The sequence below is a fragment of the Spongiivirga sp. MCCC 1A20706 genome, from assembly GCF_046524175.1.
GTDB lineage: Bacteria > Bacteroidota > Bacteroidia > Flavobacteriales > Flavobacteriaceae > Spongiivirga.
The window spans coordinates 98,363-121,791 of sequence record NZ_JBEFZF010000005.1; the positions used below are offsets into that span (position 1 = coordinate 98,363).

General features: G+C 33.6%; 27 protein-coding genes and 1 pseudogene. All 28 read left to right on the top strand.

Annotation, left to right across the window (positions count from 1 at the left end):
* The first annotated feature begins 77 nt into the window (after positions 1 to 77).
* The 28 genes and pseudogenes from ABN763_RS13005 (at position 78) to ABN763_RS13140 (ending at position 23,407) form a co-directional block, all read left to right on the top strand.
* Positions 78 to 1,163 (top strand): serine hydrolase domain-containing protein, encoded by a 1,086-nt coding sequence (locus tag ABN763_RS13005; RefSeq protein WP_410485914.1) that lies wholly within the window; start codon positions 78 to 80, stop codon positions 1,161 to 1,163.
* 90 nt (positions 1,164 to 1,253) lie between these two features.
* Positions 1,254 to 2,192 carry a helix-turn-helix domain-containing protein gene (locus ABN763_RS13010; protein ID WP_410485915.1) on the top strand — a complete coding sequence of 313 codons (939 nt, stop codon included), beginning with the start codon at positions 1,254 to 1,256 and terminating at the stop codon, positions 2,190 to 2,192.
* Between the two features lie 73 nt (positions 2,193 to 2,265).
* The gene (locus ABN763_RS13015; protein ID WP_410485916.1) at positions 2,266 to 3,228 is read left to right on the top strand and encodes an NAD-dependent epimerase/dehydratase family protein; all 963 of its coding nucleotides are present in this window, start codon (positions 2,266 to 2,268) and stop codon (positions 3,226 to 3,228) included.
* Positions 3,229 to 3,236: 8 nt separating this feature from the next.
* Entirely contained in the window at positions 3,237 to 3,653 is a 417-nt protein-coding gene (locus ABN763_RS13020) for a DUF2147 domain-containing protein (protein ID WP_410485917.1), read from the top strand.
* The gene (locus ABN763_RS13025) at positions 3,653 to 4,075 is read left to right on the top strand and encodes a DUF2147 domain-containing protein (protein WP_410485918.1); all 423 of its coding nucleotides are present in this window, start codon (positions 3,653 to 3,655) and stop codon (positions 4,073 to 4,075) included. Before ABN763_RS13020 ends, ABN763_RS13025 begins: the two co-directional genes overlap by 1 nt.
* A gap of 332 nt (positions 4,076 to 4,407) precedes the next feature.
* Positions 4,408 to 5,226: a DUF6597 domain-containing transcriptional factor gene (locus tag ABN763_RS13030; RefSeq protein ID WP_410485919.1), complete on the top strand. Its 819-nt coding sequence runs from the start codon at positions 4,408 to 4,410 to the stop codon at positions 5,224 to 5,226.
* A gap of 84 nt (positions 5,227 to 5,310) precedes the next feature.
* Complete coding sequence (locus tag ABN763_RS13035; protein ID WP_410485920.1) at positions 5,311 to 5,685, top strand: VOC family protein; 375 nt, start codon at positions 5,311 to 5,313, stop codon at positions 5,683 to 5,685.
* A 444-nt stretch (positions 5,686 to 6,129) separates the two neighbouring features.
* Complete coding sequence (locus ABN763_RS13040) at positions 6,130 to 6,996, top strand: DUF5694 domain-containing protein (protein WP_410485921.1); 867 nt, start codon at positions 6,130 to 6,132, stop codon at positions 6,994 to 6,996.
* A gap of 106 nt (positions 6,997 to 7,102) precedes the next feature.
* Positions 7,103 to 7,516, top strand: coding sequence for a DUF6463 family protein (locus ABN763_RS13045; protein WP_410485922.1), 414 nt, complete (start codon positions 7,103 to 7,105; stop codon positions 7,514 to 7,516).
* A gap of 40 nt (positions 7,517 to 7,556) precedes the next feature.
* Entirely contained in the window at positions 7,557 to 8,261 is a 705-nt protein-coding gene (locus ABN763_RS13050) for a DNA alkylation repair protein (RefSeq protein WP_410485923.1), read from the top strand.
* Entirely contained in the window at positions 8,258 to 8,614 is a 357-nt protein-coding gene (locus ABN763_RS13055) for an iron chaperone (RefSeq protein ID WP_410485924.1), read from the top strand. Before ABN763_RS13050 ends, ABN763_RS13055 begins: the two co-directional genes overlap by 4 nt.
* Positions 8,615 to 8,630: 16 nt before the next feature.
* Positions 8,631 to 8,990: a nuclear transport factor 2 family protein gene (locus tag ABN763_RS13060; protein ID WP_410485925.1), complete on the top strand. Its 360-nt coding sequence runs from the start codon at positions 8,631 to 8,633 to the stop codon at positions 8,988 to 8,990.
* A gap of 81 nt (positions 8,991 to 9,071) precedes the next feature.
* Positions 9,072 to 9,527 (top strand): hypothetical protein, encoded by a 456-nt coding sequence (locus ABN763_RS13065; protein ID WP_410485926.1) that lies wholly within the window; start codon positions 9,072 to 9,074, stop codon positions 9,525 to 9,527.
* A gap of 78 nt (positions 9,528 to 9,605) precedes the next feature.
* Positions 9,606 to 9,737 carry a hypothetical protein gene (locus ABN763_RS13070; RefSeq protein ID WP_410485927.1) on the top strand — a complete coding sequence of 44 codons (132 nt, stop codon included), beginning with the start codon at positions 9,606 to 9,608 and terminating at the stop codon, positions 9,735 to 9,737.
* 198 nt (positions 9,738 to 9,935) lie between these two features.
* A complete protein-coding gene (locus ABN763_RS13075; RefSeq protein ID WP_410485928.1) occupies positions 9,936 to 10,850 on the top strand; it encodes a hypothetical protein in 915 nt (304 codons plus the stop codon).
* Between the two features lie 168 nt (positions 10,851 to 11,018).
* Positions 11,019 to 11,603 (top strand): Crp/Fnr family transcriptional regulator, encoded by a 585-nt coding sequence (locus tag ABN763_RS13080; protein ID WP_410485929.1) that lies wholly within the window; start codon positions 11,019 to 11,021, stop codon positions 11,601 to 11,603.
* Positions 11,604 to 11,699: 96 nt separating this feature from the next.
* Positions 11,700 to 12,053 (top strand): nuclear transport factor 2 family protein, encoded by a 354-nt coding sequence (locus tag ABN763_RS13085; protein ID WP_410485930.1) that lies wholly within the window; start codon positions 11,700 to 11,702, stop codon positions 12,051 to 12,053.
* A 33-nt stretch (positions 12,054 to 12,086) separates the two neighbouring features.
* Positions 12,087 to 12,662, top strand: coding sequence for a YceI family protein (locus ABN763_RS13090; protein WP_410485931.1), 576 nt, complete (start codon positions 12,087 to 12,089; stop codon positions 12,660 to 12,662).
* 293 nt (positions 12,663 to 12,955) lie between these two features.
* Complete coding sequence (locus tag ABN763_RS13095; protein WP_410485932.1) at positions 12,956 to 13,726, top strand: DUF6090 family protein; 771 nt, start codon at positions 12,956 to 12,958, stop codon at positions 13,724 to 13,726.
* Positions 13,723 to 14,757, top strand: coding sequence for a serine hydrolase domain-containing protein (locus tag ABN763_RS13100; protein WP_410485933.1), 1,035 nt, complete (start codon positions 13,723 to 13,725; stop codon positions 14,755 to 14,757). The genes ABN763_RS13095 and ABN763_RS13100 overlap by 4 nt, the downstream gene beginning before the upstream one ends.
* Before the next feature lie 187 nt (positions 14,758 to 14,944).
* Positions 14,945 to 15,664 (top strand): annotated as a pseudogene (bla, locus tag ABN763_RS13105) (subclass B1 metallo-beta-lactamase); the annotation flags it as partial.
* Between the two features lie 782 nt (positions 15,665 to 16,446).
* The gene (locus ABN763_RS13110) at positions 16,447 to 17,016 is read left to right on the top strand and encodes a helix-turn-helix domain-containing protein (RefSeq protein WP_410485934.1); all 570 of its coding nucleotides are present in this window, start codon (positions 16,447 to 16,449) and stop codon (positions 17,014 to 17,016) included.
* 96 nt (positions 17,017 to 17,112) lie between these two features.
* The gene (locus tag ABN763_RS13115) at positions 17,113 to 18,867 is read left to right on the top strand and encodes a serine hydrolase (protein ID WP_410485935.1); all 1,755 of its coding nucleotides are present in this window, start codon (positions 17,113 to 17,115) and stop codon (positions 18,865 to 18,867) included.
* 228 nt (positions 18,868 to 19,095) lie between these two features.
* Complete coding sequence (locus ABN763_RS13120) at positions 19,096 to 20,817, top strand: serine hydrolase domain-containing protein (RefSeq protein ID WP_410485936.1); 1,722 nt, start codon at positions 19,096 to 19,098, stop codon at positions 20,815 to 20,817.
* Positions 20,818 to 20,904: 87 nt separating this feature from the next.
* Positions 20,905 to 21,309: a helix-turn-helix domain-containing protein gene (locus tag ABN763_RS13125; protein ID WP_410485937.1), complete on the top strand. Its 405-nt coding sequence runs from the start codon at positions 20,905 to 20,907 to the stop codon at positions 21,307 to 21,309.
* A 31-nt stretch (positions 21,310 to 21,340) separates the two neighbouring features.
* Positions 21,341 to 21,736, top strand: a complete 396-nt coding sequence (locus tag ABN763_RS13130) for a VOC family protein (RefSeq protein WP_410485938.1) — start codon at positions 21,341 to 21,343, stop codon at positions 21,734 to 21,736.
* A gap of 203 nt (positions 21,737 to 21,939) precedes the next feature.
* Positions 21,940 to 22,494, top strand: coding sequence for a hypothetical protein (locus ABN763_RS13135; RefSeq protein ID WP_410485939.1), 555 nt, complete (start codon positions 21,940 to 21,942; stop codon positions 22,492 to 22,494).
* Between the two features lie 13 nt (positions 22,495 to 22,507).
* The gene (locus ABN763_RS13140) at positions 22,508 to 23,407 is read left to right on the top strand and encodes an alpha/beta fold hydrolase (protein WP_410485940.1); all 900 of its coding nucleotides are present in this window, start codon (positions 22,508 to 22,510) and stop codon (positions 23,405 to 23,407) included.
* Positions 23,408 to 23,429 lie beyond the last annotated feature (22 nt).

Consider the following 23,429-nt stretch of genomic DNA (forward strand, 5'->3'; position numbering starts at 1 on the left):
ATTTACAATTATAACAAATGGTATTGGATATTATGAACACACCTAAAAAAAACTTACCTGTGCAAAATAAAAGAAGCTTGATTAAATTATCTTGTCTATTATTCTTATCCGTCTCATTCACCAGTTGTTATTCTCAAAAGAAAATAACGAACCTTGCGGGATATGAAGTTTCGACTGATTCGATAAATGAATTCATTAAATTACGAATGGACTCGCTTAATATTCCTGGACTTTCAATTGCAGTAATTAACGATAGTAAGGTAGTGTACCATCAAACATTCGGATATGCAAACCTTGAAAAAAAACTACCGGTTACTAGCAACACTATTTTTGAAGGTGCATCTATGTCCAAATCCGTTTTTTCAACCTTTGTCATGACCTACGTTGAAGATGGGAAATTGGATTTAGACAAACCCTTATATCATTACTGGTCTTATCCAGATATAGCGCATGATGAGCGGTATAAAAAAATAACGGCGAGAATGGTTTTGAGCCATCGATCTGGATTCCCAAATTGGAGAGAAAATGAAGAGGATAGAAAACTAAAAATAAAGTTTGATCCAGGAACCAGTTATGAATATTCTGGAGAAGGGTATCAGTACTTAGCGATGGTTTTAAAACATATTGAAGGAGATGATTGGAATAATTTAGAAATCGCCTTTCAGAAAAAGATTGCCAAGCCTTTGGGTATGGTAAATACTACTTTCATTGAAAATGACTATGCTCTTGAACACAAAGCTGAGCCTTATAATAATGAAGGAATATGGATAGATTGGAAAAATGACTATTGGTATAAAAAGGGTAAAGGTAAATTCGTTGCCCCTTCTTCCATAAGGTCTGAATCTCTTGATTTTTCTAAATGGATGATTGGCGTAATGGACAAGAAAATTCTAACAGAAAGTAGTTATTCCGAAATATTAAAGCGTCATTCAAAAATGTATACCACCTCTTCAGGTATTGATATATATTACACATTAGGTTTTGTAACCATAGACAATGAAGAATATCGCAATACTTATTTACATGGTGGGACAAATGATGGCTTTACTTGCTATTATTTAATGGATACACATAAAAGATTTGGGTATGTACTATTTACAAATTCTATGCATGGAGAAAAACTTGGAAACGAAGTTTGGAATTATTTAGAAAGAAAATATTGACAAAAACGAATTACAACATGGTATAATTAAAAAGTAATAACTTAAAACCAATAACTTGGGGATATATAAGCCCATAGGACACCATTAGAAATGAATTTCAAAATAGATATTAGAAATAACATTCTAAATCAGTTTTCAGAACAACTGAAAACGGAAGTCATCGATAACACACTGGTATTACCACCCAACTTTGGTAACGGGCAAATAGCATTATATCAGTTTCCAAATCAAATAGAATTTTACCATTTAAAATGTACTGTCTCGGAAATTGTTGAATTACGATCAACCAATCCAAGAAATAGTGAATGGTTACTCTTTAACATCAATCTTTCTAAGTCTGCTATCGAAAAAACTGTTAACAATCAAAAAATTAACTTTCAGAAATTTCTCCCCTCAGGGATATTATTTTATACACGCGATACACATGTATTTAGTTCCAATCCCAAAAACTCCGATTTTGAGATCGTTTTAATACGGGTTCATACAGATTTTTTCAAAGAATATGAAGGTGACAAGATTTTCAAATTGAAAAATTCTAAAAAAGCAATTATCTATGAAGACCTAAACTATGCTATGGAAAATGCCTTAATGAACATTATAAAGTTTAAGGACAATAGAATAAGAGCGAACGCCTTTTTGATGCAATTTTTAGCTGATATTCTTGATAAACTGAAAGGCAGAGAACTTTCTACAACTTACGAGCATCTGCATCCTTCAGATGTTAAAGGGCTTTTCATAGCTTCTGCCTACTTAAGAAATCCTGTTGCTCATACTGTTCCTTCAGTTAAAGAACTAGCAGAAATCGCCGGAATGGGAACTACTAAGTTTAAAACTACTTTCAAACAAGTGTTTGGAAAAGCGCCTATCCAATACCATCAAAAGATTAAATTTGATTATGCCAAAACTGAATTAGAGAGTAAACGTAAATCTGCAAGTGAGTTAAGTTATGAACTAGGCTATTCGCATCCCTCAAAATTTACAAGTGCCTTTAAGAAAATATTTGGCACTGTTCCCTCCACATTCAATTAAAAACGTCTTACAGGTCTAATCAAACGACCTATACAGCTAATCTGGTCACTGCCATTCGCTCTAGTTTTGCAATATGAAAATATTTGTAACAGGGGGTTCTGGATTTGTAGGACAAAGTATTATTCCAATACTTATCGAAAATGGATTTGAGATTCTTGCGCTAGCAAGAAGCCCAAAATCTGCGAGTAAAATAAAATCAATGGGTGCTATTCCCATAGTAGATGACTTAACAACGCTATCTAAAAATACGGAGCATGCGTTAAAAGGATGTGATTATGTGCTGCATTCAGCAGCTCATATGGACTTGACCTATGATAAAGAGCTTTTCTACAAAATCAATGTGAATGCCACCAAGGATTTGCTTAAAAAATCAAAAGAAAATGGTATTGAGAAGTTCATTTATATCAGTGCAGCACCTGTGGTTCCAGGTTCACCAATCATAAATTTATCTGAAAAGGATGCGGGTAAAAAGCTACCAAAAGCATTATACCCAAAAACAAAAGCGATAGCTGAGAAGGCAGTTTTAGCGGCAAATACCACATCATTTAAAACCATTTCTCTTCGTCCACCAGCTATTTGGGGACCAAATAACCATCATTATGATGATTTATTAGAAAACGTAAAAAATGGCAAATGGAGGTGGATTGGTGGCGGTCATCAAATATTATCTACCATTCATGTTAAAAACTTGGCAAGTGCAGTAATAGCTGCCTTTAAGTCAGAAAAAGGTGGAGAAGCCTACTTTGTGACAGATGGAGATAGAAGATCGGTCAAGAAAACCTTCACTGCAATATTAAATGCCGAAGGACTTGACCCTGGAGATAAGGAACTTCCTAGAAATGTCGCACTATTTTTTGCTCACTTATTTGGCGGAATATGGAAAATCTTGAGGCTCAAATCAAGACCACCAGTGATGCCATTAATGATTCGATTAATGGGTACTGAATTTTCAGTGTCTGATCAAAAAGCAAGAGATCAATTAGGATATAAAAATGTAATTGATTTTCAACAAGGAGTTAAAGAACTAAAATCGTAATAAAAAATATGAAAACACTAGTAACAATAATAACATTTATCCTTTTTACAACTTTTTCTTTTTCACAATCTGAGGGAGATAACATAATTGGAGAATACTGGACAGAAACTAAAGAAGGAAAAATAGAAATATTTAAAAAAGACAACATATATTTTGGTAAAATTATTTGGAGAAAAGATGCTCGTTTGGATACGGAAAATTCTGATAAAAATCTTCAAAATAGGAGTGTTATCGGAATTGTCTTCATGAAAGATTTTATTTATAAAAACAATAAATGGGTAAATGGAGAAATCTATTCTATTGAAAACGGCGGGACTTATTCTGGGAAATTATGGCTCAAGGAGAACGGGAAGATACTAAAAATGAGAGGTTATATTGGAGTATCATTATTGGGGAAAACTGCGACTTTTACAAGAGTAGAATGATGGGAGAAATTAAATATTTGCTGCTTTTATTGTTGGTCGTAGTCGTAATTCTTATCGGATGCGGTAATCGATATTATATAAATAGGCAGGTATCTGCTGATGACATTCTTGGGATATATGTAAATCCTGACAAATCAAGAACAGTTAAAGTTTATAAAGAGAATGGTCAATATTTTGGTATTATACATTCAGCACCAGACGAACCCGATGGAAGTGAAGGCATTGGTTTTATAGTATTTAAGAATTTCGTATTCGATCAGGATGATAAAACTTGGAAAGAAGGTAAGCTTCATTCCCCAATGTACGCAAGGAATGTTTTTCCGGGAACTCTAAGATTAGATACTAACAAAAATCTTATTGTACGAGGATTTATTGGTTTTAAGTTTTTAGGTGGAAATTCAATTTTTCCAAGGCAAAATTAGTAGTGTTTGTAATAGTATGAATCGATTTTTTCTATATCCATTACAGGCTACAGCAAAAGAAAAACGATTTGGGATAACGGATTGACTAAAATTACGGAAGGAATAAAATGTACATAACTGTACCCAACGACGGTTATAGTTCATTACCACTGAAAAAATATAATTGTCTTTGAACGGAATTAAAAAAATAACTACCAACAACGTGTAGAATTTATAGCTGCTCTTCTTCAAAGAATATTTACTACTTTTAATTATTACTGATTCCTTACATAGGAATCAAATACGAATACTTTAGCCGCCATTATGCAAGAGACACTTCATAAAAATTGATAATGGAGTTAAATCCGAAAACATATAAGCCGAATATCAAACTAACAGCCTTTGTCAAACGGTATTGGACATTGGACGGAGAAAAGGAAAAAGTTCCTCTTAAAAACACCATCGTACCAGATGGAACAATGAAATTAATTTTTCATTATGGTCACACTTATAAGCACCATTCAAAAAGTGGAGACATTACAGTTTTACCAAAATGCTTTTTAATTGGACAATTGACAAAGCCTTATGTGATTGAACCTACTGGAGTAACGGGCAGTTTTGTTGTTCAATTCAAACCAAATGGATTTTTACCTTTTGCGACAATCCCAATTAAAGAAATGGAAAATACTGCAGTACCATTAGACAAATTATTTGGAGATAAAGGCAAAAAACTTGGTGAGCTAATCTTAAACGCTAACCATACCTCTGAAAGAATTCAAATTATTGAGACCTTTCTTCTTAAAGAATTAGCCGATAAAAAGACTATTGACATTATTGTAAATTCAACAGTTGAAACAATCTTCAATACAAATGGGCAGTTTTCTGTAAATGAATTTTCAAAGCGTACAAATATCAACAGAAGACAATTAGCTCGTAAATTTTCTTCAACCATTGGGTTAAGTCCAAAGCAACTTGCAAAAACAATCAGAATTCAAACAACTTTGAAATCATTACTAAATGAAGAACTTACAAGCCTAACTGATTTGGCTTATGAAAACGAATATTTTGACCAAGCACATTTTATAAAAGAATTCAAGGAATTTACAGGATTGACACCAAAGGAGTTTTTCGGTGACGACTTAAAATTGTCTTTGATTTTTGACAAAGAATAGCCCTGTCCCATTTTTACAATTTTGCCGTTTAGGTTGATTCTAGATTTGCATAGCAATAGTGCAGAAACTTAAAAACAATTTAAAATGGCAAATGTAAATCCAGTCGGTTGGTTTGATCTTAATGTTGCAGACTTAGACCGAGCAAAAAAATTTTACGAAACAGTTTTCAATATAAAGCTTACTGATGCTCCCATTAAATGGGGTAAGCAATCATTTTTTCCATTTAGCCCGGAAAGCTCTGACATATCGGGTGCATTGGTAGAGAAAGCTAATTTTGTTCCCAGTAGTAACAATACGGTGATCTATTTTGAAACCGAAGACAACCTTGCAGAAGAACAAAGAATTGAAAAGGCTGGTGGAAAAGTTGTGCAACCCAAGATGAATATTGGTGAATTCGGCTTTGTATCCATTTTTATTGATACAGAAGGCAACACAGTGGGACTTCACTCACAACAATAATTTTTACTGATGGCTTATAATACCATGTTGATGAAAAACAAAGAATATAAAGGCTACCGTTGTATAAATCAAGTCGGATTTAATAACAGAAAAGACTTTGAATTTTACCTAAACGTATGCCTTGACGATAACAAAATCGCAAAACCATCAAACAAACAAAGGTCCAAGTAAATAACAGATAACGGCTTATTGTGGATAAAAGCAATAGCGGTTCGGGTACAAGCTCGAACCGCTATTACTTTTAAATAAGTATATTGTAATATAAAAAGCGATGGCATCTATACGCCACTACTCTTATACTAAACGTTGCGTGTAATTAAGATTAGTATGGAACAAATAAATGAGATCGACTGGATGAATGATGAAGGCGCAGAACCTTCAGGAGGATGATTCCACAACGAAATCATGATGTCAAATTTGTACCTATTTATTTAAAACAACCGTATGACTAACAAAACATTAGTGCTTCTAGTTTCGACTATACTTTTTAGCTGTGACGGAAAACAATCAAAACCGCAATCAAATCATGTAGATTCCACTAAAGCAAACAAGGAAGTACTACTGATAGGAACGTTTCATTACAACAATCCAGGAGCTGATGTAGCAAAGACCAAGTCATTCGATATTATGAGTGAAGAATCGCAAAATGAATTGGAGCAGATTTCAAAAAGCATACAGGAGTACAACCCTACTAAAATATTTGTAGAATGGCCCTATAATGAGCAAAACGAGTTGGATTCATTGTACACCCTGTATCAAGAAAATCAGTACTTCACAAATGATAGTTTATCCGATTTTTATTTACAAAATGAAATATTTCAACTCGCTTTTCGTGCAGCTCATGCAAACGATATAGAGAAAGTATATGGTATTGATTATTCGACTTCATTTCCCTTTAACGAGGTAATGAAAGATATCGAAGAAGCAAACCAAACCGAACTAATGTCAAAAATCCAAAATGGGATTACTAAGATCACTGTTGACTTTGACAACAAAATTGAAGCAGGGGTTTCCCTAGTAGAACTTACATACTACTTAAATACACCAGAAATGCGAAAGTTTTCCAATTACTTTCACAACAATTTAATGTTGTTAGCAGGCGATACCGATGATTTTAATGGACCACTATTAACTTCTGAATGGTATAAGAGAAACCTGTACATGTGGTCATTGGCTCAAAAAAACACAATGGATACGGATGAAAGAATAATGATACTTGTTGGGGCAAGTCATGCTGCTATGTTTGAGCTATTTATTAATGAAAATGATGATTGGAAAATAAAGGAGTTACATGAAATCGTGAAAAAATAACTGCCAACCAAACTGTTGGGTAAGTAGTAGCGATTTGAGTGCTAACTTAAACTGTTCCGTATCTTTACAATAACCCTATTGCAATCCAGAACCCAATAACCAAAACATGAAAATAACAAACGGAACAGTTTTAATTTTTTTTGGAATTATCCATACACTGTTAGGAATATCACCCTTTGCTTTTGGGAAACAATTTATAGGATTTGTAGATACATTCTTTTTTAAAATTAGCGAAGGACTGTTCGAGTTTCCATTACTAAACGGACAGATGAACTACGAGAATTTCGCAGCATTCTGGTTTTTTTATTATGGTCTATTACTCATTCCACTTGGTATTATAGTTAGTTATGTAGAAAAAACAAACGGACAAATACCTAGAAATTTTATTAGAACATATCTCATTATCATATTAATTGGGGTTTTTATGATACCATTCTCTGGAATGACGTTTTTAATGTTACCACATGCCTTATATATGCTGTACCATAGAAATAAGCATTTGAAAAACGTTGCAGAATGAAACTTGAGAATCAAAAGAAGAATGGACCTATAAGCTAAAAATGACTGCAAAAGATTTTATAAAACGATTATCGGAATTTAGGACAGAAGAACGATTGGATGTCGTTGAAAAATTCTTCAAAGGAAATGATGGAATCACAAAGCCATTTGGAGTAAAATTTGGCGACGTATTTAAGATTGCAAAAGAATTTATTGAAATGCCATTGAGCGAAATTAACAAGCTCCTAGACAATGAATATTATGAAATCAGGATGGGGGCAGTTAGTATAATGGACTTTCAGGCAAAATCAAAAAAAACGCCTGAATCGACAAAAAAAGAGCTTTTTAACCTTTATTTATCCAGACACGATAGATTAAATAACTGGGATTTTGTAGATAGAGGTTCGTACAATATCATTGGGGAGTATTTAATAGACAAACCTCGAGATGTTCTTTATGAATTGGCAAAATCAGACATAATTTGGGAGCGCAGGACTGCGATCGTTAGTACATATGCGTTCATAAAAAAAAGACAACTGGAAGACACTTTTAAAATTGCAGAAATCTTGATAAACGATAAGGAAGAATTGATAAATAAAGCTGTAGGAAGTTGGATTCGAGAAGCTGGAAAAAAAGATGAAAAGCGTTTGAAAAGCTTTTTGGATAAATACGCAAAAACGATGCCCAGAGTAACTTTACGATATGCTATAGAGAAGTTTGATGCACCTACTAAAGAACACTATTTAAAGCTAAAAAAGATGACATGAAAGCTTCAAAACCAAAGACTATTGATGAATATATCCAAACTTCCCCGGAAGAATCCCAACAAATTATGAAGGTCCTGAAGGAATTGATAGAATCAACAGTTCCGAGAGCTGAAGGCGGAATAAGTTGGAATGTTCCAATATATAAGTATAATGGTATACTGGCCGGATTTGACGTTGCTAAAAAACATGTTAGTTTTGGAATAGATGCTCTAAAAGAAGAAGACCGAAAAGCTCTTGGTGATATGGGCTACAAAACAGGAAAAAAAACCGTACAGATTAAGTTCGACCAGAAAGTGCCAATAATTGAAATCAAAAAATTGATAAAGAAGCAATTAAAATTGAACGAAAAATAAAATACCTTCTAAAAAAATGAGACCAAAGGAGTTGATTGAGCAGTGGATTGAATTATTCAATGAGGGAAATGCAGAAAAAATTGCAGAACTATATCATTTGGATGCAATTAATCATCAGGTGGCTAACGAACCAATTGAAGGAAGAAATGCCATTAAAGAAATCTTTTCGATCGAATTCAACACGGCGGATATGACCTGTATTCCTGAAAATATATTCGAGGATGGAGAATGGGCTATTTTAGAATGGAAAGATCCTTTGGGATTAAGAGGATGTGGGTTTTTTCAAGTTGTCAAAGGGAAAATCAAATTTCAACGCGGGTATTGGGATAAATTATCATTTCTAAAAATGCATAATCTACCGATTCCGACCGAATAAAAAGATATAAAACAAACGCATAACAATGGATAAAAGCTATTAAAATGACCTTTTACACCAAACATATCCCAAAAAAGTAAAATGACGCCTGAAATAGCTAAAAAGATAGGAGTTAAAAGAGCATTACAATATGCAACAGTTGGCATTCTGATAGCTTTTTTCTTTATGACTTTACTTGCTGGAGGAAATTTAAGATGGATGACTGAATGGAACTACTGGATAAACATAGTTATCGGAATTGGTGTTTTTTATGGCCTTGCATACTGGTCAGGAAGAAATGCCGGATACGAAATCTTAATAAAGAAAAAAGACGACAGCAAAGTTGGGATAAAATATGGAATTTTAACTTTGATAATAACTGCATTTCTTGTTGGTTGGACTGGATTTGTGCAAGAAGGAATCGAACCTTATGATAGGTTTTGGGATTCCTTTGAAGATTACGTATTCAAACCATTCTTTTGGATTATAGTAATTGGAACTATACCTGCAATTTTAGTCGGAATTCAATTTGGTAAGTGGATTAAAAAAAGTAAATAAGAATGATGCACAAATTACTATAATTCAAAACAATTCAGTCCTATCTCCAATAAAAGAACACTGTTAAATCAGCTATTTATGATAATGGTAAATCCATATATCTACTTTAACGGAAACTGTAAGGAAGCATTTACTTTTTATGAAGCAGTTTTCAGTAAAGAAATTAGTCATATTAGTAAGTACAAAGATGCACCAAAATCAGAAGACTAAATTAAATCCGCAATAATTGAAGAGATCGTAACAGATTTACGTTGATATATTTCGAATATCAAAGAAAAGCAATGAGGTAGCATCGCATTTCAATTAACATTACAAAACAAAGTCTTCCTGCTTTTATGCAATCGATTTATGATTATTAAACTAACGACCGTTTCTTAAGTCTAAGGACAAAAATCCAAGATGAATAGAATGATATTTTTTCTTACAGTTTTATCTTTATTTACTTGTCAAGAAGACGATGCTACAGCACTAGAAATTGATGATAGCGTATTCACAATTGCACAATATGATGGAACTCTTAATGCTCCATTTGGAGACCTTCCATATCGCGTCTTTTATCCGACAGCATTTGACGACCAAACATTTGTTATTATTCTTTCAAGAGGCGGTAATGGTCAAGGCGATGATCGCGGAGCCTTGTTATCGTATGCAAACAAATTTGTCCTTGAAGGCTATGTCGTAGTTCAAATTGACCATAGAAATGCAGGATCTAATATTGAAAACATAGCACAATTACGTGGTGAGGAAATTCAATTTCTTTCTGATCAAATAGCAAAAGGCACCATTGATTATGGTAATTTTTTAGGTTCCATAGATGGCACTAAACAAGGTTATATTGGCCATTCAGCTGGTGCAATGGAAGGCCTTTTATCTGCCGGCATGGATATGAATCATGGGAACTACTTATGTCCAGCTATTAAGGCAGTGTATGCAATGTCACCACCAGGATATTCACCAGATCAATTTGGAATAAAACAGAGCCCAAATGGATTTAGCACAATAAACCAAACAGCAGTATTAATGATCATTGGAGAAGCTGAAAAAGATAGTAACGGAATGGAGACTATTAACCAGGAAGATTGGAGACTGCAAGGATATGAACAAATGAATGAGGATGGGTTGAGAATTCAAATTCTTGTTGAAGGTGACAATACGGGTCATAATGATATTGCAGGACTCAATAGAGATATCAAAACCTTTAATGAGGAAAATTCAATTGTATTATTTGACACATATTTAAAAGGCCTAAATAGCGCTATGGAAATTGGAAATATTGCATTACCGTCCAATAACAACTTGGTATTTAAGAAAAAAGGTGAGTAAAAACTCTTTGCAATAAAGCCAATACGCCACGTTGATAATTAATACAATAGTGTTTGCTACAATTTATTAAATTAGAACACAGAACAAAAGTTGCCCTCGCATTCATGTGGTTCATCCCGCGTTGAGAAAAGATTATAGCGAAAATCGTTAGATATAAGCTGAAAATAAATGAGCACAAAACCTCTTTTAGACTACATTAAAAAATACATCGCCCTCACATTAGAAGAGGAAACATTGCTGCTATCTAAAACATCCCTTCGCACCTATCTCAAAAATCAATATATCGTGCAGCAAGGTGATGTTTGTAATAGTGCAAACTTCATTATTAATGGCTGTACTAAAACATTTTATATGGACACGGAAGGGCAAGAACACATTGTGATGTTTTCCGTAGAAGATTGGTGGGCATCAGATTTGGGCAGCTTTATTACCCAAACACCGGCAGATTTTAATGTACAGTGTATAGAGAATACCCAACTAATTCAATTCAACTATGACAAGCTTGAAGAGTTATACATAGAAATTCCAAAACTTGAGAGGTTGTTTAGAAAAATTGTAGAACGTGCATTTGTAGCGTCTCAAAACCGAATTATCCGAAATTTTAGTTTGGATGCAAAAGAAAGATATGCCATTTTTAAACATACATACCCCAAGATAGATCGACGAGTTCCACAATACATGATCGCCTCATATTTAGGTATAACGAAAGAATTCTTGAGTAAAATAAAAAGTCAACTCATACATGAACAATGAAATGTTAATCTAGTTTAACTTCATTTCATATTCTAGTTCATTTTTTAGGTTTTCAATGTTACAGAGATTTGTACCATAACATTAAAACATAAATAGATGAGTACTTTATTAGAAAAAATAAGCACAATTAATGATATGATTCTTCAGGGTCAAGCATTAGATGCTTTTGATCAGTTTTATCACGACGATGTGATAATGCAAGAAAACGACAATCCACAAATTTCAGGAAAGGCCGCAAACAAAAAAAGAGAAGAAGATTTCTTTGGAGCCATTACGGAGTTTAGAGGAGCAAAACCGCTTAATGTCACAGTTGGCGAAAACACTACAATGGTAGAATGGCATTTTGATTACACTCATAAAGATTGGGGTGTAAGAAATTATACCCAAGTCGCTGTTCAAGAATGGGAAGATGGAAAAATAATCAAAGAAAAATTTTACTACGGATCTTAATTTTTAAGATTAAAAAAACAAATACTAGAAATAATGAAAAAATTAAAAAATATCACGGCAATACTAACAATCGTATTGATGACATTCTCGTTTAAGTCTTTAGAAAGCATTAAAAAAGAAGTAAATACCAACACTAGTACAGTAACATGGAAAGGTTACAAAGTAACAGGTTCACATACCGGTGAGATTACTATTAAATCTGGAGACTTGATTTTTGACAATGAGGTTTTAACGGGTGGTAATTTTATAATCGACATGACCACAATTAACGTAACAGACTTAGAAGGTGAATACAAAGGAAAACTTGAAGGTCATTTAAAATCAGATGACTTTTTTGGAGTAAGCACATTCCCAACAGCATCACTAATATTTACCAAAGTAAAACCTTCAGGTAAAAACGCTTATAAAGTTACAGGTGATATCACGATTAAGGGTAAAACCGAAAAAATTAGCTTTAACCTATCTGTTTATGGAAATAAAGCTACTGTTGCTATGAAAATTGACAGAACAAAATTTGATGTACGATACGGTTCTACAAGTTTCTTTGACGGACTTAAAGACAAAGCAATCTATGATGAGTTTGATTTAGTTGCCGATTTGGAATTTTAAAAAAGATATAGGTTTAAAAACCTAATGCTTACAACACATTAAAAATTAGTTGAAGTAGTGCAAGCCTGTTGGCTTGCACTTTTTTATTCCCCCTGCAAAACCAAAAAGTATTATTTACTAACCTACTATTTTTCATATACGGTCAAACGTTCAAGCACATTGACTAAGTTATTTTTCGGTCCTATTGAATTCCTTTAGTCTTTTAAACAATAGTTAAGCAAATTCATTATCTTTTAGTTTGCAAAACAGTATTACGTTTAGCACACTTGTTATTAGCAATTTAGAACCACATTATGAAGTTCTTTAGAGGAGTAAGACATAAACTTATTTTGGACAATAAAAAAACAAAATACCTAAAGTATGCTTTAGGAGAAATAGTATTGGTAGTAATTGGAATTTTGATTGCCTTACAAATTAACAATTGGAATGAATCTAGAAAAGGCGATATAGCCTTGAAAGAGTATTTAGTAAAAATCAAATCCAACACCTTAGAAGATATGCTCGAACTAGACTCGTTAACAACTGGAAGAAGACAAATAGCCGAGCTATGTAAACAGGCTCGTACTAGTATTTTGGATAAGACAGAAGATGAAAATACTGTGCTTTTTATTTCCAGCGGCTGGGCATTTATTGACCTCTATTTTAATCCTAGTATTGGTGGCTATGAAGCCCTAAGAAATTCAAATTACTATGGAAAAATTAACAATACGGCTTTGGATTCGCTTTTAACGAGATACCATACCATTATTGGCGAGATTGCATTAAATGAAAAGAGTTATAATGAATATGCAGAAAGTCAAGAAGCATATCTTTCAACTCAATTTGACAGGTCTTTGATTTTGGCGTATGCCTTTGTACCGCCCGATTCCCTTAACATAAGAGCCACTCCACAAAATGAATATTTTACCGATTTTAAAGAATATACTTCATTTGCTGCCTATCGAAACGTTATCAGTTTAGCTGCCTGGCAGTTTGATACTATGATCCATCGATACAATGAACTAAAGAACGTAGGCTTAAGCATTATTAAGGAAATAGACATGATTATCGAAGATCAAAAATGATAAAAAATAAAAAAGCAAAGTGGATTGTTCGCATTTTGTTGTTCACAGGAACAGCGATTTCATTATTTTTTGTGCCCTGGATCTTAGTAAAAGCTTGGATAATACCACTACCCGCTACAGTTCAAGAGCAAGTTGATGAGGCTATCGAATATGGTTTTGATGGTATGATTGTGTATGTGGGAGAGGCAGGAAAACCATCAGCGTTCTATACAGGTGGCTGGAAGAATCGGGATAATAAGACACCAGCAGACCCAAATTCGTTATTCAAAATTGCGAGTATTAGTAAATTATATGTTGCTGTAAGTATAACCAAGCTGGCAAAAGAAAAGCGCTTGTCTTTGGATGAAACACTCGCTGATTACTTTCCTGAACTGGTAGGAAGAATTGAAAATGCAGAAAGAATAACTTTGAAGATGATGGTTCAACATCGATCTGGTATTCCCAATTTCACGGATAATCCTGCTTATTGGGAAAACGAACAGGAGAATGGCAAAATAGCCCTTGAATTTGCTCTCGATTTACCCGCTAGTTTTGCCCCTGATAAAGGATATGAATATTCAAACACAAATTATTTGTTGCTCCGAAAGATTATTGATAACGTATTAGGATACGGTCACCAACAGTATATCAAGGAGAGAATATTGATACCACTTAATCTTAATAACACCTTTTTTTCGCTTAACGAAGTGAATTTAGATGATGTAATGAGTGGATATTATGTTGGATATGATAAAGATTTTAAGGCCAATGAATATGGAATGTTAGCAACAGCGGAGGACGTGGGTATATTCTTGCGAGCTTTGAACGATGGTTCAGTATTTGATGAGGGGGAACAGGAGATCTACCCTTATGTCTACGATCATGGAGGCTTGGTTGTTGGCTATCAGAGCCTTGCTGAATACCATGAAGATATTGATACAGTAGTGGTGCAATTTATTAATACAACTGATTTTAATGGATATGAATGGAACTTGTCTGAAATCATGATTAACCGTATTGTCAAAATTCTGAAAAAACAAAAAAACTTATAACACCGTATGAAGACATGGTCTTATGGCGACGAGAGAAAATGCCTTCTTTATCAGCCATTCAAGCACATTAACTAAGCCGCTTTATAGTCGTTTTGAGCTCTCTTCATTTAAAATAATAGTTAAGCAAATTCACTATCTTTTCGTTCACAAAACAACTCCGCGTTTGGTAAAGAGACTACTCACAATTATGAAGTATCTAGCACAAATTATAATAGTTTCTTTAATTTTTAGTGCCTGTAAATTGAATACGCAGACACCTGAAAATTATGAGTCCGAGTTGTTAAAAATCGAACGAATTGGCAACAATGTTTTTAAGCATACTTCATATTTACAAACTAGAAACTTAGGGACAGTTCCCTGCAATGGGATGGTATACCTCAATGGAGAAGAAGCAATCGTTTTTGATACTCCTACTAACGAAAAAGCATCGGAAGAATTGATTGCATGGATCGGAGATAAAAAGGTTAAAGCAATTGTAGTCACTCATTTTCACATAGACTGTTTAGGAGGTTTACATACATTTCATTCAAATGGAATTGCATCATACGCATCAAATAAAACTATTGAACTTGCCAAAGAAGATGATAACGTAATCCTACCCCAAAATGGTTTTGATAATGAATATCAATTCAAAATTGATGGTGAAATAGTTTTGGCAAAGTATTTTGGAGAAGGCCATACAAAAGATAATATAGTTGGATATATTCCTAATGAAAAAGCACTATTTGGAGGTTGTTTAGTTAAATCCCTAAACGCACCCAAGGGAAATTTAGCAGATGCAAACATTTATGAATGGTCTTCAAGTGTCAAAAGAATTAAAAAAGAACTATCCGACTTAGAAATTGTTATTCCCGGGCACGGTAAACACGGAAATACTGAGCTTCTGGACTATACTATTGACTTATTTAACGAAAATAGAAGAATTGTTTTCTTTTTGCATAACAGATTCTTAGAAACGCATAGTTTGAGCGACTTACATCCCGAATTTGGACGGACAGAATACAAAGAAATTATTGCAGAATTTGAAAAAACCGGACTAGAAGTAATTAGCGAGAAAAGAAATGGTAACGTTAACGCACGTGATTACGCCATTGAAGTTGTTCAGCAAATCAACAACTTAATTGCAAAAGGGGTTAAACCAGAAAACATAACAGTCGTAGGAACATCAAAAGGCGGATACATAGCTCAATATGTTTCTACCATGGCCAATAATCCCGATTTGAATTTTGTGTTTGTAGCAAGTTATCAGAATAACGATATTCAAAATATCCCCGAAATCAACTATTGCGGAAATATATTAACCATTTATGAAAAGTCCGATCCTTTTGGTGTTTCTGCAATCGAAAGAAAACATAATTCCACTTGTGAAATTATTAACTTTAAAGAAATTGAACTGAATACAGGAATGGGTCACGGTTTTTTGTTCAAACCTTTAAAAGAGTGGATAGAACCAACAATACGATGGGCGAATGGAAATTATGAGATCAATAAACATCGGTGAGCGATACAGTTTATATTTCTACAGTCGTTTATAATAACGAACTATGGTGAAAACTAACGCTTTTAATTAATCTTGATACAACGTTCTAATTTCATTAAGACCATGGTAACACAAATTCACAATCTTTTTGTTTGTGAAACAGTACAACGTTTAGCGGGGTTACTTATATTCATTATAATCGCTTCATAATGAAAGAAAAAAACATACTAAAAGAACATAGAATTAATAATCATCTTACACAAGAAGAGCTTGCTAATCAATCTGGTATCTCTATCAGAACTATACAACGCATAGAAAAAGGATTAACTTCTGGAAGTCCTCATACAATTAAAGCCTTAGCCAAAGCACTTAACATTCAAAATCAAGAATTGCGTGTTTTAAATGAAAATCAACCGTTGGAAAAAAGCAACAACTTCAATAAAGTAAAGCTATTAAACTTCAGTATTTTGAGTGTGTTACTCATCCCTTTTGGTAATATTATCTTACCGACAATACTATTTTATAAACATAGAACAAACCAAAACGTAAACACCATAGGTCGAAAAATCATCAGTTTCCAGATTGTGACTACCATACTCTTATTTTTTTTCAGCGTTATTATTTTCCTAGTGATAGGTCGAGGAAATGGGGCAATCCCTTTACCTGTGTTTATTTGTTATTTTATGGTGGCCATAATCAATATTATTATTGTTACACGAACATCTATTGATATTGACAAAAAAAGAGAAGTCCTAAAATTCTTTCCCGACCTGCTATAATACAGGGATGTCATAAAAATGTCATAAAAGTTGCATGCGACTTTTACCAGTACAGCATTCTTGCTGGAATACTTTTGAATCAAAAAAAGATCCAATATGGTACAAAAGTTTTTCGCAATAGCACTCCTTTTTCTAACATGCAAGTATTCATTTTCTCAAAATTTAAACACCGATATATTAGATCGTTATTTTGAATCACTTGAAAGACGCAATGAGGCAATGGGCAGCATTACCATTTCAAAGGATGGGTTGATATTGTATTCAAAGGCAATAGGCTTTCGTAACAAAAAAAGTGAGGTAAAAATAAATGCAGACACAGCGACCAATTATCGAATCTGGTCCATAACCAAACTGTACACTGCCACTATGATTATGCAGTTAGTCGAAGAAGAAAAACTAACATTAGACACCAAACTAATTCACTTTTTTCCTGAAATTCCGAATGCTGGGAGCATCACCATAAAAAATATGTTAAACCATAAAAGTGGGATCCATGATTTTACTCAAAATGATAGCACTGAGGATTGGGATACTCATATTAATGAGGCTCCAACACGTAAATTTATGGTTAAGAATATCGCACAATACCCTCCAGATTTTCAACCCAATCAAGATTTCAGATACAGTAATTCTAATTACTTACTCCTGGGTTACATTATTGAACAACTTGATGGGCATCTTTACGAAACTTCACTTGCAAATAGAATATCGTCTAAACTTGGGTTGAAAAGCACCTATTTTGGTGTTGGGGCATTAGACAGTGTTGAAAACAAAGCGTTTTCATATAAGTTTGATAAGCAGTGGACAACAGTTGATGAAGGGGAATTTAGTGGTTTAATTCCTGCAGGTGCCGGTGGAATTGTGTCTACAACCAACGACATGGTTCTTTTTATTGAAGGTTTGTTTTCAGGAAAACTTGTTACAAAAGAAAGTTTGAATTCAATAATTCCAAAAAATGAATTTTATGGTTTAGGCATGATGAAAACCTCTTTTCAAGGTACTTCAAAGGGTTACGGCCATACCGGTGGTTATATTGCTTCTGAATCAAGTTTGTTCTATTATCCTGAAGATAATGTATCAATTGCTTATGCAACCAATGGCATTGTAATAAGAAAGGAAGAAATTCTAGAGAACGTTCTAAAAATTTACAATGATCACCCTTTCAACATATCGATGAATAGAAACATACAGGCCCTATTAATTGTTGGTCTTGGGTTGATTTTTTTTCTCCTTCTTAAGTTAAAGTTTAGACACTATGTAGCTACTAAAAACTTACTATATCTAGGATATATTATCGTGTTACTATATTGGATTGGAGTATTTATTTCCGGTTATTTAAATGGGAATCATAATTTTATCAAGGATGGCATTACAAGTCTAGATGCATTTTACAGTAGTTCTGGAACTTTTATGGCTGGTATTCAAACTGCAATAGCATTTATTCTTCTACCCTTTATATACAGCATCTATCAAAGTTGTGTGCAATTAAAGGTCAATATTTTGCCATTAATTCCATTGTGTTTTATCCCTATATCCCTTCTCGGATCTTCTTTATTTCCATTTCCTAACCAGTTCTATCAAATCTTTACAAATGCAATTCTACTAATAACCCTTGGGCCTTTATTGGCTATATTGATATGGAGGAAAAGCGAACTATCCAAATTAAGGAGGCACTCGTTTGTCTGTTTCGCAATAATGCTACTTTCCATACTCTTAGTCATTATAAGACCATCCATTCCAGAATTTGTACACAATTATTGGGGCTTGGTTCAAGGAGCTTTATATGTTGGTTGGACTTTATGGTTATATTTTTTAAGTACCTATTTTTTAAAATCAGCACGAATGATCTAGTTTGAGGATTAAACTTAACATATACAATCCATGTTCCCCAAGAATGCCCATGAATCTCCAAATCTGTGCATTTTAACTACGTTATTCCTTACAAAATTGGTTTGACAATCACTTTTTTTAGGTCTTGAAAGCTATAATTGAATATAAATTCGCACACTGAATGTAACCCTTACGCTTATTTTTTGTCTTCATGATGTGAGTAACGCTTAAAAACATAAATTTTTCATCATGATAGCTAACAAAACCAACAAGCAGTCCAGAATCCTTTTTTATGAAAACTTGGGGAACTTAACTAAAACATTACTATGCTGTTTTATAGTATTATTTAAAATTTCCTATGCTCAAAATAATAGCAAAATAGATGCTCTTTTTGAAAAATACGACAGCAGTGAAACACCTGGGATTGCGGTTTCCGTAGTTAAAGATGGTAGTGTTATTTACCAAAAAGGATTTGGGATGGCAAATCTAGAATATGGCATTCCAATCACGGAGAATACCAAATTTCACGTTGCCTCATTATCGAAACAATTTACCGCCTTCATGATTCTGAAACTTGAAAATGACGGTTTATTATCTATAAATGATGATATAAGAAAGTATATTCCTGAGTTGCCCGATTATGGCAATACAATAACAATCAATCATTTATTAACACATGCTAGCGGAATAAGAGATCAATGGAGGCTATTAGAAATGGCGGGATGGCAATTAGACGATGTGATTAAAACATCGCAAATTTTTAAACTGATAAAAAACCAAAAAGAACTGAATTTTTCCCCCGGTACTAGTTTCATGTACTCCAATTCAGGATATACAATATTGGCCATCCTTATAGAAAGATTGACCAAAACATCATTCGCTGAATATGCTAAACAAACCATATTTCAACCTTTACAAATGAGCGACAGTTTTTTTTATGATGATCATGAAGAAATGGTAAGCAACAGAGCCTATTCTTACAAACTAGTTAATAAGAAACTTAAAAAGAGTAATCTAAATTTTGCCACCGTAGGTCCTACAAGTTTGTTCACTACTGTAGTAGATATGAATAAATGGGCGGTTAATTTCAAACACATGACCGTTGGTAATACTAGCATTTTTCAGTCAATGAATCAAAGAGCACAAAAGAACGATGGGTCGGTTTCGAACTATGCAAAAGGTCAATTTGTAAAAAATTACAAGGGTCTTAAAATGATCTACCATTCCGGATCTGATGCCGGCTATCGCTGCTATTTTGCAAGGTTTCCGGAGCTTGGGTATGAGTTTACTCTTTTTGCAAACGCTTCATATATCAGTGCTTATGATGAAATATTCAAACTAATAGACCATTATTTGCAAGATCAGTATCCTAAAAATGAAAATACTACTTCAAAAACTGAAGTAACACCAACTGATGATAATCTTTTTATCAAGCTTTCTTACGCCGAAATGAAGAAGTTTGAAGGCACCTATTTTGATCGGGAAGAAAAACAGTACTGGAACGTTAAAATCGAAAATGATACACTTTATTGTAAAGGAGGTGTTATACCAGAAGACATTAAACTGCATCCTATCGGAAAAACTAATTTCAAAATTTTGGGTACTCCTTACGATATATCTATTAATTTTAAGGAAAATGATTACAAGGAACCTGTTCTTGAATTTAGAATTCCTGATGTAATGTGGTTATGGCTTGTTAAAGTAACTAAGACAAATCCTTCGAAGTACTTGGGAAGTTATTATAGTGACGAATTAAAAACACAATATGACTTTGTAGAAAAAGAGAATGATTTATACTTAACGCACCATAAATTAGATGATATACAAGTTACTCAAATTAATGAAGCATATTTCAGTTCAAATAATCGAAACTTTTCTAATATCAGGTTTATGCAAAATAACTCAGGTAAGATCACTGGGTTTTCGGCGTCCAATGATGGAGCAAAAAATATTGTTTTCTCAAGAAAATGAACATTGTCATTTATGAAATAGGTAACGCTACATAAAATTAAAATAGCACCGATGCAACACTAACCAATTTATAATCCAACGATTAAAATGACTTCTTACGAAGAAAAACTAATCCATATTAAAAACAGTTGTTATTCAAATTATAAGCAGATTGAAACCATCATCGAAACACGTAATTTTATCGATAACAATTTTGAAAAAGATCTGAAGTTAGATGTATTATCTAGTATACGATTTACATCGAAATATCATTTACAACGACTGTTCAAGAGGTATTATGGTCAGACTCCAAGACAATACTTGATTGAGAAACGGATTGAGAAATCAAAAGAACATTTGAGAAACTCCATGACCGTTACAGAAACATGTTTCGCTGTTGGTTTTGAAAGTTTAGGTTCATTTAGCAAATTGTTTAAAACAAAAACAGGAAAATCCCCAAGTCAATTTCAAAAAGAGCAAGTTTCAAGAAGCAAAATACATTCAGACTTCTAAACTTTGGAAGATGAACTAAAAATAATCGAAGATGAAAGTAACATTAATCAGCATTCCTGTTAGAGACCAGCAAAAAGCACTTGAGTTTTATACAGAAAAATTGGGTTTTATAATTAAAAAGGATGCTCCACTGGATAGCGGAAACAGATGGCTAACCCTTGTTTCACCTGAATGGCAAGATGGTCCAGAATTATTGCTAGAGCCCGCACCAAATCACTTTGAGCCTTGCAAAGTTTTTCAAGATGCATTGATGGAAGCAGGAATCCCTTATACACAATTTGATGTTGACAATGTAGATGCTGAATATAACAGACTGCTTGAGCTTGGAGTTGATTTTAGCATAAAACCAACCGCAATGGGTACCGTAAAATTTGCAGTTTTTAATGACACCTGTGGGAATAACATTCAAATTGTTGAAACGCTTTAAAACCAAAGCAATAGTTTACAACTTATGTAATTTTTGATACTAGAATCATATGACGGTTTTTCCATCCAATTCCTCCTATTTCTAATGAGATAGAAAACTTCATGCGATTCCAAAAATAGCTCATCAAAACAGCACTTTAGATGATGTAGATCATTTCGTAAAAAACGCCATCAAAGTAACTTGCTTTCAAATTCAGGCAACTTATGAAAGCACTACTTTTTTCTATCTGTTTTATCCTTTGTTTAGGATGGTCTTACGGACAAACCGATAATACGGTAAAAAGTAAAACCACCGTAGGTTTTGAACTGGATGCAGTACCATATATTTTTAAAGGCTACTATGGCTCGATATGGGTTGGTCATAATCATTTTAGATATCGAGCAGTCATTACCAAAATAGAAACACCAGATTTTATCTTAGAAGATGGTTTTACCAATAATGAAATGAACGTATATGCGGTTATTGCGGATTACTTTTTTAAACCTGACTTTGAAGGCTGGTGGATAGGTCCAGGTCTTGAATATTGGGATGCTACGATACAGACAGATGCAAAATTAGAAACAGCAGCATATAACAACATTATATTTACGCTTGGTGGAGGGTATGTCTGGAAATTTTATAAGAACTTTTATTTAAACCCTTGGGTAGCAGGGCATCTTAGAATTGGAGGTGATAAAAATGTAATAGTAGATCAAAGTACATTTGAAACCAAGTTATTGATCCCTGAAATATCTATAAAACTAGGTTGGCACTTTTGAAACGGGTTGTATAATGAATACTTCTTACCACCCTTTTAAATCAGAAAAAGCAAGAGAAGAATACCTTAATTTTTATGACAAACATGCCGCGCAGTGGCCCGTATGCTCAACCAATAAATATATTGAAACTTCATATGGTCGCACCTTTGTTCGGATAAGCGGCCCAAAAGATAAACCCCCATTAGTTCTTTTACCTGGAGATACCGAAAACTCTTTGTCTTGGATACCCCAAATAGCTGACCTTTCAAAACATTATAGAACTTATGCATTAGACAACATCTATGACAACGGTCGCAGTATATATAATCGCTCACTAAAGAGCTCGAAAGATTTTACGCGCTGGTTGAATGAATTGTTCAACACATTACATTTAGAAAATAATATTACCCTAATAGGGTTCTCATACGGTGGATGGCTCACAAGTATGTATGCACTTGCTCGTCCTAAAAAACTCAATAAAGTTGTACTAATTTCCCCATCATCAACAGTAATACAACCAAGAATACGATACCTAATTATTGCGATAATAGCTCATTTTTTTCCAAATCATTTTTTTTCAAAACTAATGGTGTATTGGGAAAGAAAGTGTCTGGTAAAACAAGGAGAAAAAGGTCGAGCAAAGGCCGACCATATGATTGAGGAGTTAGTGTTGGCCGGAAAATGTTTTAAAAAAAGAAAAACTGTCATTCCGACTATTTTAAGTGATGATGATTTACAAAAACTTAAAATTCCTCTATTATACCTTATAGGCGAAAAAGAAGTATTGTACAATGCGAATAAAGTTGTGAAGCGACTTAATACGATTGCACCACAAATAAGAACAGTAATTATTCCTAATGCCAGCCATGATATAACACATTCGCAAGCAACGTTAGTTAATAAAATAATTCTTGATTTTTTACAAAAAAATTAAGGCTAGAAATCATCTAATTACC